The organism is Nonomuraea sp. NPDC003707 (assembly GCF_053587055.1).
Genome location: NZ_JBSFNK010000058.1, coordinates 1 through 14,350 on the forward strand (window position 1 = coordinate 1; position 14,350 = coordinate 14,350).

Annotated in this window: 13 protein-coding genes; 2 read left to right on the forward strand and 11 right to left on the reverse strand. The window is 65.6% G+C overall.

Features of this window, described 5'->3' with window-relative positions:
• Positions 1-684 (forward strand): hypothetical protein (locus tag ACWDRB_RS62035; RefSeq protein ID WP_449911268.1); only part of this gene is annotated, 684 nt, incomplete at its 5' end.
• Here the strand turns inward: ACWDRB_RS62035 and ACWDRB_RS62040 are convergent.
• The 11 genes from ACWDRB_RS62040 to ACWDRB_RS62090 form a co-directional block, all read right to left on the reverse strand.
• Positions 642-1,049: an Imm10 family immunity protein gene (locus tag ACWDRB_RS62040; RefSeq protein WP_449911270.1), complete on the reverse strand. Its 408-nt coding sequence runs from the start codon at positions 1,047-1,049 to the stop codon at positions 642-644. The genes ACWDRB_RS62035 and ACWDRB_RS62040 overlap by 43 nt on opposite strands.
• Positions 1,046-1,813 (reverse strand): IS21-like element helper ATPase IstB, encoded by a 768-nt coding sequence (gene istB, locus ACWDRB_RS62045; RefSeq protein WP_449911272.1) that lies wholly within the window; start codon positions 1,811-1,813, stop codon positions 1,046-1,048. The genes ACWDRB_RS62040 and istB overlap by 4 nt, the downstream gene beginning before the upstream one ends.
• Positions 1,810-3,486: an IS21 family transposase gene (gene istA, locus ACWDRB_RS62050; RefSeq protein ID WP_449911274.1), complete on the reverse strand. Its 1,677-nt coding sequence runs from the start codon at positions 3,484-3,486 to the stop codon at positions 1,810-1,812. The genes istB and istA overlap by 4 nt, the downstream gene beginning before the upstream one ends.
• A 442-nt stretch (positions 3,487-3,928) precedes the next feature.
• The gene (locus ACWDRB_RS62055; protein WP_132208546.1) at positions 3,929-4,762 is read right to left on the reverse strand and encodes an alpha/beta fold hydrolase; all 834 of its coding nucleotides are present in this window, start codon (positions 4,760-4,762) and stop codon (positions 3,929-3,931) included.
• Between the two features lie 27 nt (positions 4,763-4,789).
• Entirely contained in the window at positions 4,790-5,212 is a 423-nt protein-coding gene (locus tag ACWDRB_RS62060) for a DoxX family protein (protein ID WP_449911278.1), read from the reverse strand.
• A gap of 103 nt (positions 5,213-5,315) precedes the next feature.
• The gene (locus ACWDRB_RS62065; RefSeq protein ID WP_449911280.1) at positions 5,316-6,161 is read right to left on the reverse strand and encodes an ABC transporter permease; all 846 of its coding nucleotides are present in this window, start codon (positions 6,159-6,161) and stop codon (positions 5,316-5,318) included.
• The gene (locus ACWDRB_RS62070) at positions 6,158-7,123 is read right to left on the reverse strand and encodes an ATP-binding cassette domain-containing protein (protein ID WP_449911282.1); all 966 of its coding nucleotides are present in this window, start codon (positions 7,121-7,123) and stop codon (positions 6,158-6,160) included. Before ACWDRB_RS62070 ends, ACWDRB_RS62065 begins: the two co-directional genes overlap by 4 nt.
• 103 nt (positions 7,124-7,226) lie before the next feature.
• Positions 7,227-7,820 (reverse strand): PadR family transcriptional regulator, encoded by a 594-nt coding sequence (locus tag ACWDRB_RS62075; RefSeq protein ID WP_449911284.1) that lies wholly within the window; start codon positions 7,818-7,820, stop codon positions 7,227-7,229.
• Between the two features lie 503 nt (positions 7,821-8,323).
• Positions 8,324-8,905 carry a hypothetical protein gene (locus tag ACWDRB_RS62080; RefSeq protein ID WP_449911286.1) on the reverse strand — a complete coding sequence of 194 codons (582 nt, stop codon included), beginning with the start codon at positions 8,903-8,905 and terminating at the stop codon, positions 8,324-8,326.
• The gene (locus ACWDRB_RS62085; protein WP_449911288.1) at positions 8,887-10,557 is read right to left on the reverse strand and encodes a KAP family P-loop NTPase fold protein; all 1,671 of its coding nucleotides are present in this window, start codon (positions 10,555-10,557) and stop codon (positions 8,887-8,889) included. Before ACWDRB_RS62085 ends, ACWDRB_RS62080 begins: the two co-directional genes overlap by 19 nt.
• A 697-nt stretch (positions 10,558-11,254) precedes the next feature.
• Entirely contained in the window at positions 11,255-11,701 is a 447-nt protein-coding gene (locus ACWDRB_RS62090) for a hypothetical protein (protein ID WP_449911290.1), read from the reverse strand.
• A gap of 1,378 nt (positions 11,702-13,079) precedes the next feature.
• On the opposite strand from ACWDRB_RS62090, the gene ACWDRB_RS62095 reads away from it, so the two are divergent.
• Positions 13,080-13,703 carry a LuxR C-terminal-related transcriptional regulator gene (locus ACWDRB_RS62095; RefSeq protein ID WP_449911292.1) on the forward strand — a complete coding sequence of 208 codons (624 nt, stop codon included), beginning with the start codon at positions 13,080-13,082 and terminating at the stop codon, positions 13,701-13,703.
• Positions 13,704-14,350: the final 647 nt, after the last annotated feature.

The window sequence follows — 14,350 nt, forward strand, 5'->3', positions numbered from 1 at the left end:
CGGCGGTTGCAGATCGCCCGGCAGTTCTTCCGCTTCGCCAAGAGCCACAAGATGATTCTCATCGATCCCACCAGCGGGCTGTCGGCGAAGGCGGCTAAGGGCTTCATCGGTCAGACGCTCACCCTCGACCAGCAAAGACGCCTCTTCCAGAGATGGGTCACCGACCCGGTTGTCCACCCGCACGAGGCTCTGTTGGGCATCCTGTCTCTGTTGCACGGCGCCTCCAGCGCTGAGGTCCGCCACCTGCGCCTGGACGGCATCGATCCGGGCGACCGTGCCATCCGTCTCGGGCATCGCCCCCAGCTCGTGCCCCTGGATCCGGTCAGCTGGAGCATCGTGCAGCGGTGCATGGCCCACCGCGAGACCCAGCGCACCAGCAACCCGCATCTGATGGTCACCAAGGGCACCAAAGCGGGCCGGAACCCTGCCTCCGTCGCTTATGTCAGCCATATCCTGGATCCGGCCGGCATCTCACCGCGGATGCTTCGCTCCACCCGCCTGATCGATCTGGTCAACATCATGGACGCCAAACTCGTCGCCGCGGCGTTCGGGATGACCCCCGAAGGCATCATGATCTATCTAGCCGACCACGTCGTCGATGGCCGACTGCCCAGGTCGCCCAACAGCGAGACCTGTGGGCATCACAGCTCAAGCACTGACGGACGGGCTTCGGGCCGACCATAGGTCAGAACACGCAACAGTCCATCGCGCAGCTGATCGATGACGTCATCCTCGACAGCCAGGGACGCCTCGATCTCGTGGTCGTCCAGCCCCAACGCATCCAGGCTGTCGGCAGCCACCTTGACGCGCAGTAGTCTGTCACGGAGCGTCACCTCTTCAACGACGCCATAAGCGGTGCCCTGATCTGCGGTGACCAGGCAATAGGTGTCCATCCCAAGATCAATGTCCTGCTCATCGGGCTCGAACAGACCACACATGAACAGCAGCACCATGCCAGCGCCGTCTTCACCCTCTGCGACACCCACCGTCAGGCAATCGTCGGCTTCTTCCTCCACGCCCGCAACCCGGGCAGTGAACCTGATCGTCATGACCAGGAGCGTAACGACCATGACCGACAACGCCGCCCACGCTCACCAGGCGTCCCCGGGCAGGAACCCGTGCTGCTTCGGCAGCACCTCGCACATATTCGCGCGAACATGTGCGCTTTGCCGAAGGACTCATTGGACGCGATCGCGACCGAGGCCTTCTCCTCACGCTCGGTGAGGACCTGGAAGAGGAGTTCCGCGCCGCGGCGGTCGAGTTGCATGTAGCCGAGTTCGTCGATGCAGAGCAGGTCGACGCGGCCGTAGCGGGCGATGGTTTTCGCCAGCGTCATCTCGTCGGCGGCCTCGACGAGCTCGTTGGCAAGCTGGGTCGCCAGGGTGTACTTGACCCGGTAGCCGGCCATGGCGGCCTCGGTGCCGAGTGCGATCAGCAGATGGGACTTGCCGGTGCCGGAGTCCCCGATCAGACACAGCGGCTGTCCCTTCTGGACCCATTCGCACTTGGCGAGGGTGTGGATCACGGCGGGATCGATGTTGGGGTTGGCGTCGAAGTCGAAGGCCCGCAGGGACTTCTCGCGGGGGAACTTGGCGGCCTTGATCCGGCGTTCGGACCGGCGTCGGGCGCGATCGTCGCACTCGGCAAGCAATAGTTCGGCGAGGAACCCGCGGTAAGACATCTGCTCACGCCCTGCCCGGTCGGCGTAGTTGGTGAAGGAGTTGCGGATGGTGGGCATTCGCAGCATCCGGCACGCTTGGTCGATCGCGGCGTCGGCTGCTTCTTCGGTCATTCCACGGCGCTTGGTGGTCACGGTGCGGTTCCTTCGTTCGGGGTGTCACGTCGGCTGGCCAACAGCTGGTCGTACTTCTCCACGCTCGGCAGCGGCCGAGTGTCGGCCGGGATGTGGGCGCGGAGCCGGCGCTCGGTCAGCGATCGCACGGCAGGGATCTCGCCTTCTCCGCGTGCCCTGTCGCCGCTCATCAGGGACTGGTGGTCCGCTGTCGTGTCGTCGGCTCCGCCATCTGCTGTGTCGTTGTACTTGCGCGCTTCCAACGCGACAGCGTCCGCGGTGAGCGCGCCTGCACGCAGCGCCGTCGCGAGTCCGGCGACGACGTGGTCGTGTGGAAGGTGCCGGTGCATCATCAGGACCTCAATGAGGGCACGGGTGCCGTCGGCGTCACCGTGGGCCTTGCAGGCCGCGGCCCACCAGGCGTCGTGAACGGGCGTGAACCGCCCGGATGCCCTGGCCTGCTCCAGCGCTTTCGCACCGGGTAGCGCGCCCGGTTTGCGGAGGAGGGCCTCGAGATAGTGGTCCAGGTCGACCCGGGTCGAGCCCTTGGTCATGAGCCGTTCGTGGCGGGCGATCTCGGTCCTGCCGTCGAACACGACCAGGTCGCTGGCGTTCAGGAGCACCCGGGCTTGACGGCCGACCATGCGCGCGGGCACGGAGTACTTGTTCATCCGGACCGTGACCTGGGCGTACCGGTCCACGCGCGGGGTGAACCAGCGGCCGGTCTCGAACGGCTCGGTCGGAAGGGGCGCGAGGAGTGGCTGCTCGGTGGCGAAGTGTTCCCCGACCGTGCGGGCGCGGGACCCGATCCGCCGGGCGTCGTCGGCTTCGTCCCAGGCGTCGACCATAGCGTTGAGCTCGGCGAGGGAGTCGACTTCTGGGATGGGGACGAGGTGGTTGCGTCGGAACCAGCCGATCTGCCCCTCGACGCCGCCCTTCTCGTGCGCACCTTGGATTCCGGGCTGGCAGTAGAAGGCTTCGATGCCGTAGTGGGAACGGACGGCGGTCCACCTGTCGGCCTCGACCCGCTGGCGGGAGAACCCGATCACGCTCGCGACGGCGGCCTTGAGGTTGTCGTAGCGGATCTTCCCGGTCGGCACCCCGCCGAGCACGTTGAAGGCGTGGACGTGACCCTCGAAGAAGGCTTCCTGCCCAGCCGAGGCACTGACCCTGTGCACGGCCTTGCCCGAGTAGGAGAGCCGAAGGCTGAACAGCGCGCAGGTTACGAGCTCGCCGCGCAGGCGGATGGCGACGTCGCCGAAGTCAACCTCGGCCTCGCGGCCCGGGAGGTGCTCTTGCGGGATGAACGCGTTGGCAGGTTCCCGTCCGACCTCGACGCGAATCTCACGGCGTTGGGTGGCGACGTACTCGCGGACCATCCAGTACGACACCACCCCGGCCCCGTCATGTTCGTCAAGCAGTCGATCGAAGATCCGCTTCGCCGTGTGTCGCTGCTTCCGCGGCGCGTCGAGGTCCGAGCGCAGCCAGTCGTCGATCACCACTCGGTACGCGTCAAGCCGTGAGCCGCGTTTGGGCGGTTGCTTTCTCTCCTTCGGCCATGCAGATTCCAGCGCCGCTGTCACGGTTCGGAAGCCGACGCCGTGCTTGCGCTGCAGCGCGCGGTTGGACATCCCAGATCGGGCATCCCGTCGGATCGCCGCGTACAGGTCGACCCGGGAACGCGGCTGCGTCATCGGTGGCACTCCTGACGTGAGCACGCCGTGAGCACGCCGTGAGCACGCCGTGGGCACGACTTTCGGCACCGGGCCACCGCCCGGGAACGGTGACCGCATGCGACCACAGCCCGGAATCACTGGCCCTACCGAGGTGCCTGGTCATGTGCTGCGCAGGGCTTCGGTGGGCGGTACTGAGTCGGCCCGGAGTGGAGGGTACGACCGACGACGGAGCCGATGAGCAGCGAGTAGGCCAGGTCGAGTCCCACTGAAGCCCAGGTCAGTACGACGGCCCGGCCTTGCGTGGTGACGAAGACGTTGGTGACGAGCACGCCCGGATCAGGCCTGTGATGCCGCCGACGACATCAACCTCGACACCACCTGTCCGCCCCGTGTCCCTGGCGCGACGAAGATCTGCTTGCGCGGTGCCTAATCGGTCTTCCCGCAACACCTCGCAGGCCCCTCAGTGTTCGCTGCTGAAGAACCGTAGCAACAGCGGGCCGACGGTCTGTGGGTCGACGACGTGATCCGGCCCCTCGAGGGTCTCCCGTTGAGCGTGGGGTAATTGGTCTGCAAGCTCGTCGGCTGCGCGGTCGAAGAAGTCCGAGGGCAGGCCTGCCATATAGGGGACCGTGATCGGTCCTCCGGTGGTGACCAGGACCGGTTGGGTGACCGTTGCCAGTCGATCGGCCGGCAATTGGTAGCGGTTGAGGAAGACGCTGTCGTGGACCAGCGTGGGCGCGAGGGCGACCGAATGCGCCCAATGCGCCGTCTGCTTGCCTGCCGCTTTCCTGGCCGCGATGTTGTCGTCGGAGGCGCCGCTCAAGCGCATGAACAGTTCGAGAACCTCCTCGTCTCGCCCGGCGTCGAAGGCGCGTCGGGTGTCCGCGACGTACTCCTCGAATCGCTGGCGGATGTCGTCCCCGACCGCGTAGGGCACCTCCCACACGGCGATCGTGTCGATGGCTGACCCGGCCGCGGCCGCTTCCAGCGCCAGCGCGCCACCAGAGGACGCCCCGAACAGGTGTGCCGAGCCGCCCGCCTCCGCGATCAACGCATCCAGGTCCTCGATCTCCCTCTCCACGGCGTACGGCTCGGTGAAGCCGCTCGCGCCGCGTCCCCGACGGGCATAGTTGTAGACCGTGAAGTGCTCGGCGAGAGCCGGCGCCAAGGGAGCGTTCTCCACCCCCTCGTCGAGTGCTCCGCCCACCAGAATGACGGCCGGACCGCTTCCCTTCCGGTCGTAGGCGATGGTGGTGCCATCGTTTGATGTCACGCGAAAGGCCATCTCGTTCATCTCACATCTCCGTTCGAGAGGTTTGTCTCAGCGCCTGAGCAGCGTGCCGACGACGGCCTCGGTGCGCGACCACCGCGTCCTTGCGATCACGGCCGCCACGATGAGTAAGGCGAGCGGCAGCCAAGGGCTCTGCTCGAGCACGAACTGATCGGTGATGACAGCACCGGTCAGCAATGCCGCCAACCCGAGACTGGCCAGGCCCGCCAGAGCCGGGATCAGAAGTCCAACCCCTCCCGCGACCTCCAGCGCTCCGACCAGGTACTGGAGCCACTGGCCAGCCCCGATGTCGGCGAACATGTCCACCATGACCGGGTCGCCGGCGAGCTTCGAGATTCCGCCGCCGGCGATTATCGCCGCCAGCACGACGTGCAGAATCCAGACCCCGATGCTGCTCGCCCGCCCGGGCGTGTGCGCAACGGTTTCCGAGGTTTTCTTGGGGATGGTGCTCATTCGGCTCTCCTTGTCGTGTCCGGGTCTGGTAGCGGTGATGGCTTTGGCCGAGTGGGCCGGGTTGTCGGAGTTGATTTCGACCAAGTGCTCGCGGTAGCGGCATCTACTTCTTGTTGCGGTAGAGGACCATGGTGATGGGACCGAAGACCGCGACGAGAAGTACGGACGAGACGAGCACCCAGCCGATTTCCCCGGCGGGCACCGAGCCGTCCATCAGGCCGCGTACCACGGTCGCCAGGTGGGTGATCGGGTTGACCTCGACGACCGCCTGCATCCACCCGGGCATCGTCTTCGGGTCCACGAAGATGTTGCTCACGAACGTCAGCGGGAACATCACCATCAGGCTGACCCCCGCCACCGAGTTCGGCGTGCGCAGGATCAGGCTGAGCATCGTCCACAGCCACGACAGGCAGAACGAGAACACCAGCAGCAGCACCACCGAGAGCACCACGCCGACGGCGCCACCCTCCGGCCGGAACCCTAGGACCAGGCCGAGCGTGATCACGATCGCCGACCCGATCGAGTAGCGCATCACATCGCCGAGCAGGGCGCCGACCAGCGGGGACGGTCGCCACACCGGAAGTGACCTGAACCTGTCGAACACCCCCTTCTGGATGTCGGTGTTCAGCGTTATGCCGGTGTTCATGGTGATCATGACGTTCGCCTGCACCAGGATGCCGGGCAGCAGGAACTGTAGGTACGCCTGTGTCGACCCGGCGAGCGCGCCGCCGAACAGGTAGGTGAACATCAGTGTGAACATGATCGGGAACATGGTCACGTCGACGAGCTGCTCCGGGACGTGTTTGATCTTCAGCAGAGCGCGCCAGCCGAATGTCAACGAGGTGAGCACCGGGCCGGGGCGAGACGGCCGCTCACCGGCCAACAGCACACTGCGCAGCGCGTCCTCGGTGACCGGCGCCGACGCCTGCTCCGCGGTCGTGGCGGTCATGCGGCATCCTCCTCGGGTGTCTCCTCGGCGGCGTGTCCGGTCAGGGTGAGGAACACCTCGTCTAGGCTCGGCTGACCGAGCGCGAACTCGGTGACGTCGATGCCGCTGCGGGACAGCTCGGCCAGGGCGCGGGCGACCCGCTCGGGGTCGGAGATCCGCGCGGACAGCGCGGCCGGGTCGGCGGACGGCTCGGCCGGCACCTCGAGGACGCCGGCGAGGACCCGTTCGGCCTCGGCCCGCTGCTCGGGCGCACGTAGCCGTACGTGCAGCGAGCCGGCGCCGACCGATGCCTTGAGCTCGCCGCTCGAGCCCTCGGCGATGACCTTCCCGTGGTCGATCACCGCTATCCGGTCGGCCAGCTGGTCGGCCTCGTCGAGGTACTGCGTGGTCAGCAACACGGTGGCGCCCTCGGCGACCATGCCCCTGACGATCTCCCAGACCTGGTTCCTGCTGCGCGGGTCGAGCCCGGTCGTGGGCTCGTCGAGGAAGATCAGTTCGGGGGTGACGACCAGGCTCGCCGCGATGTCGATGCGCCGGCGCATCCCGCCGGAGTACTTCTTCACCTGCCGGCCGGCCGCCTCGGCAAGGCCGAACGCGTCGAGCAGGTCGGTCGCCCGCTCCCTGCCTCGGCGGCGTGAGTAGCCGAGCAGCCTGGCGAGCAGCAACAGGTTCTCCACCCCGGTGAGGTCTTCGTCGACCGACGCGAACTGTCCGGTGAGGCCCACCCTGCTCCGCACCGCCTGGGCGTCACGCACGACGTCGTAGCCGAGCACTTGCGCCTCTCCGGCGTCGGGGCGCAGGAGCGTGGCCAGCATGCGGATCGTGGTGGTCTTGCCCGCCCCGTTCGGACCGAGCACGCCGTACACGCCCCCGGCGCTCACGGCCAGGTCGACACCGGCGACCGCGTGGGTCTTGCCGAAGCTCTTCTTCAACCCTCTCGTCTCGATCGCGAGCTTTCCCATGGGTTCGATTCCTTCTCTCGGTGTTGCGAACGGATTGGTTGAGCTAGTCAAGTTTGATTACTTGGCCAGAGTGCACGAGGAGGAAACATCTAGTCAAGTTTGATTAGAAGCGCATCTTGAGGTGATCGGGGACCGTTCGCCACGAACCCGGATCATCGGCCATGGTGTAGGCGCCCTCAGACAGTCGTTTGCTCAGGCTCTTCGCCCACTCCAGTTCGGTGCGTGCCTGTCCCGCCCACAGTTCGGCCTGATCGCGGACGTGCTCGGGGGCGTCCCTATTGGGGTGCTCCCGCCACTCGGCCTGCACTACGAGCTCCGCTTCCAGGCGCGCGACCCGCTCGTTAACCTGCGCGATGGCATCTGTCCTGGTCAGCATGGGCAACATGGCGATGGACGCGTTGAGCATGTCCGGGTCGTGGGTGCGCCGCAGACCGTCGCGGACCAGTTCGACCATCTCGTCACGTCCCCGAGCTGTCGCGCGGTACAGAACGCGCTCCGGCCCGGAGTTGCCCGGCTCGGCGTGTTCGGTGAGGAGGCCATCAGCCGCCGCCTTCTTCAGCGCGTGATAAATCGAGCCGGGCTTGATCTTGGCCCAACTCTCCGCACCCCAGCTCTGCAGTTCGGACCGCACCTGGTAGCCATGCGCGCCGCCGGAGAGGTGCACGATACCGAGTACCAGGAGCTTCGTCGCCGACATGCGCCCACCTCCGCTCAACCCTCTCGTCTCGATCGCGAACTTTCCCATGGGTTCGATTCCTTCTCTCGGTGTTGCGAACGGATTGGTAGAGACTAGTCCAGTTTGACTACTTGGCTAGGAAACGTCTAGTCAAGGTTGATTAGAAGCGCATCTTGAGGTGATCGGGGACCGTTCGCCACGAACCCGGATCATCGGCCATGGTGTAGGCGCCCTCAGACAGTCGTTTGCTCAGGCTCTTCGCCCCACTCCAGTTCGGTGCGTGCGTGTCCCGCCCACAGTTCGGCCTGATCGCGGACGTGCTCGGGGGTGTCCCGATTGGGGTGCTCCCGCCACTTGGCCTGCTCTACGAGCTCCGCTTGCGCGCCCGCCAGGGTGGTGTCAACTCCCACCAACACTAGGGTGCCCTCCTGGTCCGGGTGGTGTCAGCACTGACCTACAAACGGTGCTGGTGGAGACCTCCAAAGCCAACGCAGTGACGCGCCCATGGCTCACTAGTCTTGGCTCTAGCTTTTCGGGCATGTTGGCGGCGGGTAGGTGGCCTTAGCCTTTTCTTTGGCCTTTTTGCCCTTCAGTGCATGTTGTCGGTGGAGTCGGGCTCGGGAGACCACCCAGGCGATCGAGCGCGTCCGCCGGCTCTGTAGGTCCTCCGTGAGCGCCGTTCTGAACCTGCTACAGGCCTCTACCAAAGATTCGTAGACGTCACCGGGGAAGGGCTGGTCGTCCTCGGGCAGACCATTGAGATAGATCTCAAGTAATTCCTGCACGTCTCCGTAGCGAGCTCTAGCATTCTCCGAAAGGTACATCCCGCCAGCCGTGGGTGCGGCGTAGTACCACTGCCGCATGGCACGATACCAATCGGTTGCCGATCGATGGGTCAACGTGTTCCGCGGCCACCTTGATGCCTGGGACGTTAATTCCCACACGGCTGGGTACGCTTGCTGTCTGCCTTCGCGGACGTCTTCGCCGGTCTTGGAACGTGTTGCGAGCGCACCGTTCACTATGGCGGCTGCGACTGCGGTGACGATGCCGATCAGCGCGACGATGACCGTGGCGTTCATGACTTTCCTCAGGGTGTCGCCGACCATGCGGAGGAATCGCGAATTACGCGTAGTTCCCGCTGCAGTTGATCCACGGTTTCGCCGGTGCTGCGGACCCACTCGGCAATGTCACCGGGTTCGGCGCTCTTGCTCTCCTGGGCGGTTGACGGTGAGAGCTGAGCCACAGCGCGCTGCAGCGCCTCGACGATCCGAAGGAGTCGCCTGTTGTCCTTCTGCTGCTGTGCGAAGCCTGCGAGTCTGGCCACAGTCCCTGACATCTCGCTCGCCGGCGCGCTCGCGTTGGCGTCCCCGAGGGCGCGTACCTCGGTCGTGACTCGGCGGACTTCTTTGCGGAGTTGCCCGACATCGCGATAGGCCTCGTTGAGCGCGGAGTTGTAGTTGCGCGTCGCATGCAGGCTGTAAATGTACTCGTCGAGATTGGGCTGGCGGGTGAGCGGTTCGGCGGCCGGTGATCTCAGGTAGAGGATCAGGTCGCTGGGCAACAGGCCGAGCTGGGGCCATAGGTTTTCGAAGGCGCTGTCGTCCCCGGTCCGGTAGTGACTGAGGGCGTCGAGGAAGACGTCGGATTCGGCGAGGACGACGTCGTAGACCTCTTCCCAGTCTCGCCGGAACTCCAGGGTCTGTAATGCCAGCACGGTGTCCTGGTCCAGCTTGGGGCGGATCATGGTCTGTAGCGTGTACGCGTTGATGAAGCGCTTCACCTCACGGGGGTTGATGCGGCCTTCCACCGCGATGTACCCCAGGTAGCCTCTGACGCGTCGCCTCAGGTCGTCGAGTTGAGTGGGGCCCAGGCCAGCGGTCGTGTAGATCGACTTCATAAGGTCGTCGAGCTGGGTGGCTGTCATGGGCGGCAGAGCGTAGGGCACCTGGAATATCTTCTTGACGTACTCCAGCTCGGTGCGGTCGACCATGCTCGACCCGTTCATGCCCGGCCGGTCGTGGGCGGGGAACTTCGCTTGAACAGCTCGCTCGACGACGTTCTGGTCCACTCCTACAACGAAGACGAATCCGGGCAGGTCGAAGAAGAGTTTCATCGACTCGAGAAGGTCGAGCGCGTTGGCGGGAAGACAGCGGTCGAGATCGTCGACGAAGACGACGATCCGGGCGAACTCCGCGGCCTGGACCTCCTCGAAGGCGGATGACAACTGGTTGAAGGCGGCGAAGTACATGGATTGCGGGCTGTCGGCAGGGTCGGGATCAGTGGCCCCCATCGCCTGTAAAGCCTTGCCGACGTCAAAGGTCACCTTGGCCACCGAGCCCACTCCGACCTGGGCGCTGAGGCCGGTGGCGAATGCCCGGACCACCGTGCCGACCTTCCGGGCGATACCGCGGGCGCGTTCGGCCGCCTCTGGCCGACGCTGTGCCGCCTTCGCCCAGGTGATCAGCGAGCTTCGGACCGTGTCCAGCAGTGGCACGATTAGATGGGGCTCCTTCTCATAACGCCAGGCGTTGAACTGCACGATCACTAGCTGGTCTGTTGCCAGTTCATTCGCGATGGCGTTCATCAGCGTGGTCTTGCCGCTGCCCCAACTGCCGAAGATGCCGATGGCGAAGCGTGGCTCGCTTGTGCGGATGCTCGTGGCCAAGGCTGCGGCGATGGCAGGAAAACCGAGCTCGGGCTGCTTGGCGGGCATATCGAGCAGGATGCGGGGCGCGTCTTGGCCGACCGTGGTTGTCATGGCATAACCCCTCGTCTCTGCGGCGCCCTGCGCGATCACCTAGCCATAGGGTTCGCCGCCGGTGAAGTGGATCTCGGCGACGTGGCGCATGGCGCCCTCAGGCTCGATCTCATGAAAGTAATCTGCACGGACTGGCATCCGCCTCAGGGGAGGACCCAGGGGCTTCCCCAGGTCGATGCCACGGCGTGTGGCTCAAGCGGCTGGAGCTCAGGCCGCTGTCGGATCGACGGGATGCGTCCTGTCGGGTGAGTGCCCGATATCTTAGACGGGCTTGGATGGGCCATCATCTCCCAGGCGCCGTTCCGAAGCGGCGCGGTTCCGGCTCGGCGTGGAGGCTGTCCGCCGGGGCACTACGGCGCCCTCGGCTGAGCACACCCCGAACGGATTGACGAGTGGGTTGATGTCGGAGCGACATGTTAGCGGTGTGGTGCGCATACGTGAGGCGGTCAAGACTAGGGATGTCCCTAGGCCGTTCCTTGTGGTGTTAATGTCCGTGGCTCTCTAGCGTCGCGAGCCGAGGGTGTCAACGGCCAAGTGCGTGTGGCTCTGGCGCAAAGTGTGTGCCGCGATCACGGGGGGCGGTGCTCTCGCTCGGCATTGATCGCGATGAGGTAACAGGCCGCACATGAGTGTGGGCCGCTCCGTGATGATCGGGTTCGACCAAGAACGTAATCGTCAACAGAGCGGCCTCGGAGTTTCATTGTGCAGCATGCCCGCGTAGGGCGTACCGCAGGTGGCGTTCGTTCCGCACGAGGCAGCGGTCGAGGAGGTCACGGCGGCACGACTGCACCCACCGCTCCATGATCGAGTTCATCTGCGGCATCCGGATACCGGTGAGCACGGTCTTGATGCCGGCTTCGGCGAGGACCTCGTCCATGAGGGCGGGGAACTTCCCATCCCGGTCTCGGATCGGAAAGCGCGCTCGGCAGCCCGCATCGTCCAGATCCATCACCAGATTCTTTATCGCCTGGGTGACCCAGTTCGCGCTTGGGTGCGCGGTGGTACCGAGCACGCGGATGAGCCTGGTGGCGTGCTCGATGACCGCAAGGATGTACTGGAGTTGCCCGTTCAAGGTGACGGTTTCGATGAAATCGCAGGCCAGTAGGGCGTCATCGGCTTGCGAGCGCAGGAAGTCGGCCAACATGGTGGATGCCCGCTGGGATGCTGGATGGAGGCCTTCCTGTTTGAGGATTTCCCAGATCTGGACTTTGCGATCATGATGCCGAGCGTGGCGAGCTCCATGCACCCGCCGATACCCCCAGCCGGGGTTCACGCGAGCCAGACGCAGGATGAGGGTACGGACGGAGCGGACCGTGGGCGGGCGCCCGGGCCGCTTGGGCCAACAGGCATGGGCATGACGCCGTTCCAGCAGATTGCGGTGCCAGCACAGGACGGTGTCCGGCCGGACGAGGAGCCGCAGCCGGTGCAGACTTCGCGGGGTAGCGATGTCAAGAGGGCGGGGAGAAAGGCCCGGTCCTCGAGTGCGAATTTGACTCTGGTGTCGGCGCTGAGCTGGCGTTCCAGGACGGTGATCTGGTGGCGCAGGCAAGGATCTCAACGTCCTTGTCCCGATCTCCCAACGGCAGCAGCCGTAGCGCGGCGAAGGCGTTTGTGACGGTCAGGTAGGCCAGGCGAAGAAGCACAGCCGACCATCATGCTGCACCCGCCTCCCTCTCCTGGTGGCCGGAACTCGCGCACGCCATGCGAAACCCTCACAGGGGCATGACCTCGGTGGATGCAATTATTGGCAGGCGCAGACTCGCAGGCGGCTCCCGAAGGGCCAGACGTGGCCACCGCGTCGGGTGGCTGGCTTCTACTGGTGGGCGCAGGCATCTGGCTCCGTGGCGCATCACACTAGCAAGGCGCTTACCTGGGTCTGACCCATCAGGTCTGGGACGCCCATCGGCCTGCCCTGCTCCCCCAGCGGTCCGATCCACGAGGCCGAGGTCGCCGAGGCGGCTCTTGCCGTGCCCGGTCCTCACCCGCCGAATGACGCTTCCTGCGCTACGCCCTCGCCTACCTGACCGGCAGGTGCCCTACCCGGGTAAAGCAGCTACGGCGAACGCCTGCGCGCCACCACCGGCCCGGTCCTGCACCGCACCGAATGGAGTGGAGTGTCACCCGGCGTCGTAGAGATGCTCAGCGCTGTCCCGCTTGGCAGCGTCCGCCAGTGCCCCTGCGCACCCGCGCGATGTTGAGCCGGCCGTGGTTCAGCCCGTCGCATGAGGGTCCCGTGCCTGCGCCGGTGCTCAGGGGTCGGCTTCGGCCCTACCAGCATCTTGACCGGGTCGGTGACCGCTTCTCGTCTCCCGAATGGACGTGGCGCGACCGCCACAGCCCGCAATGCGCGATAGATCGCCATCGGCGCCAACTGGGGCAAATGTGAAGATCGGCGGCAAAGACAAGAAGGGGGTGTGGCTCTTCAGATGAAGAATGCGGCAAGCTGCCGTACATCGTTGTCATCGCCAGCAGGACATGCTTGCCGGTTGGGTTGCCCCATGTTTGATTTAATCGTGGTCCGTGTGTTCATTCTCGCCAAGGTGCGCCTGTACCGGGAGGGCCTCGCGCAATCGCTGGCCGATAGGGCGTCGATTTCGGTCGTGGGCAGCGCAGCCGACCCCGGGGAGGCGCTGAATAAGATCAGAGAACTTCATCCGGACATCCTGCTCCTTGATTTGGGGGTGGCCGACGGCCCTCCCGCCGCCCGCCGGCTACGCGATGCGGCGCCGGCCATGAAGGTCGTGGCACTCGCCGTTTCGGAAGACACCCAGGACATCATCCGATGGGCCGAATCTGGCATGTCTGGATATGTAACCATCGACGGGACGATTTCGGATCTTGTGGCATCCGTGGAACGTGCCGCCCGTGGCGAGGTCGTGTGCCCTCCCCATATCATCGCGAGCCTGATGCGACGCCTCGCCGACTTATCGTGCGGCGATGCGCCGCAGCCGCTCCGGAGTGGGCTGCTGACCAACCGGGAGAACGAGATCGCCGACCTCATCCGGCGGGGGCTGTCGAACAAGGAGATCGCAAGGTCGCTCTGCATCGCCCTGCCCACAGTCAAAAACCACGTACACAACATCCTACGGAAGCTCAATGTGGAGCGGCGCGCCGACACTGCCGCCCGACTGGCGGCGCACTGGTAGATCCGATAGATCCAGGAGGCGCTGCCCTTTAGTTGAGGACTTTCATGCCGATTTAGGCATATTTGACCCTGTGATCTCACTCGTGTCGCTGACCGTGGTTCCGTGTCGTGTCCGGCGTTGCGCAACGGTTCGCGGACCGACGCGGTTTCGGCCGATGCGGTGGCGTGGATGGGCGGCGAGGTCGTCCAGCGCGGCGACTTGGGCCGCTAGATCGTACAGCGCGTGGTAAACGATCAGCAGGGCCCAGATCTCCTGGCGGGCCGGCTCACCGGATCGCGGGTGCGGCGGCGAGGTCGGGCAGCGTGGCCAGTAGCCGCAGTCGCCTGGTCTTACCTCTGCCGTCGGTCTCGGTGGTGATCAGGTCGAACTCGACCAGGCAGGCGACGGCCTCGGGGCAGCCTGCGACCGCTCGCCTGCTCGCGCCGCCGGTACAGCTTCGCGTTCGATTCGAGCCGGCCTCCCCGAGAGGAGGGCGAGAAGAGCCGCCGCATGGGCTCAGCCGTCGGCCGGATCCGGGCTTGCGGCGATGCCGCACCACCCGGCGCTTCCTGCCCGGACGGCCCCAGTTTGCCGGCCGATCCAACCGCACCCCGCCAGGACCTGCTGCGACCCCCAGACGCAACTGCTCCACCGACGTTGTCCAGCGC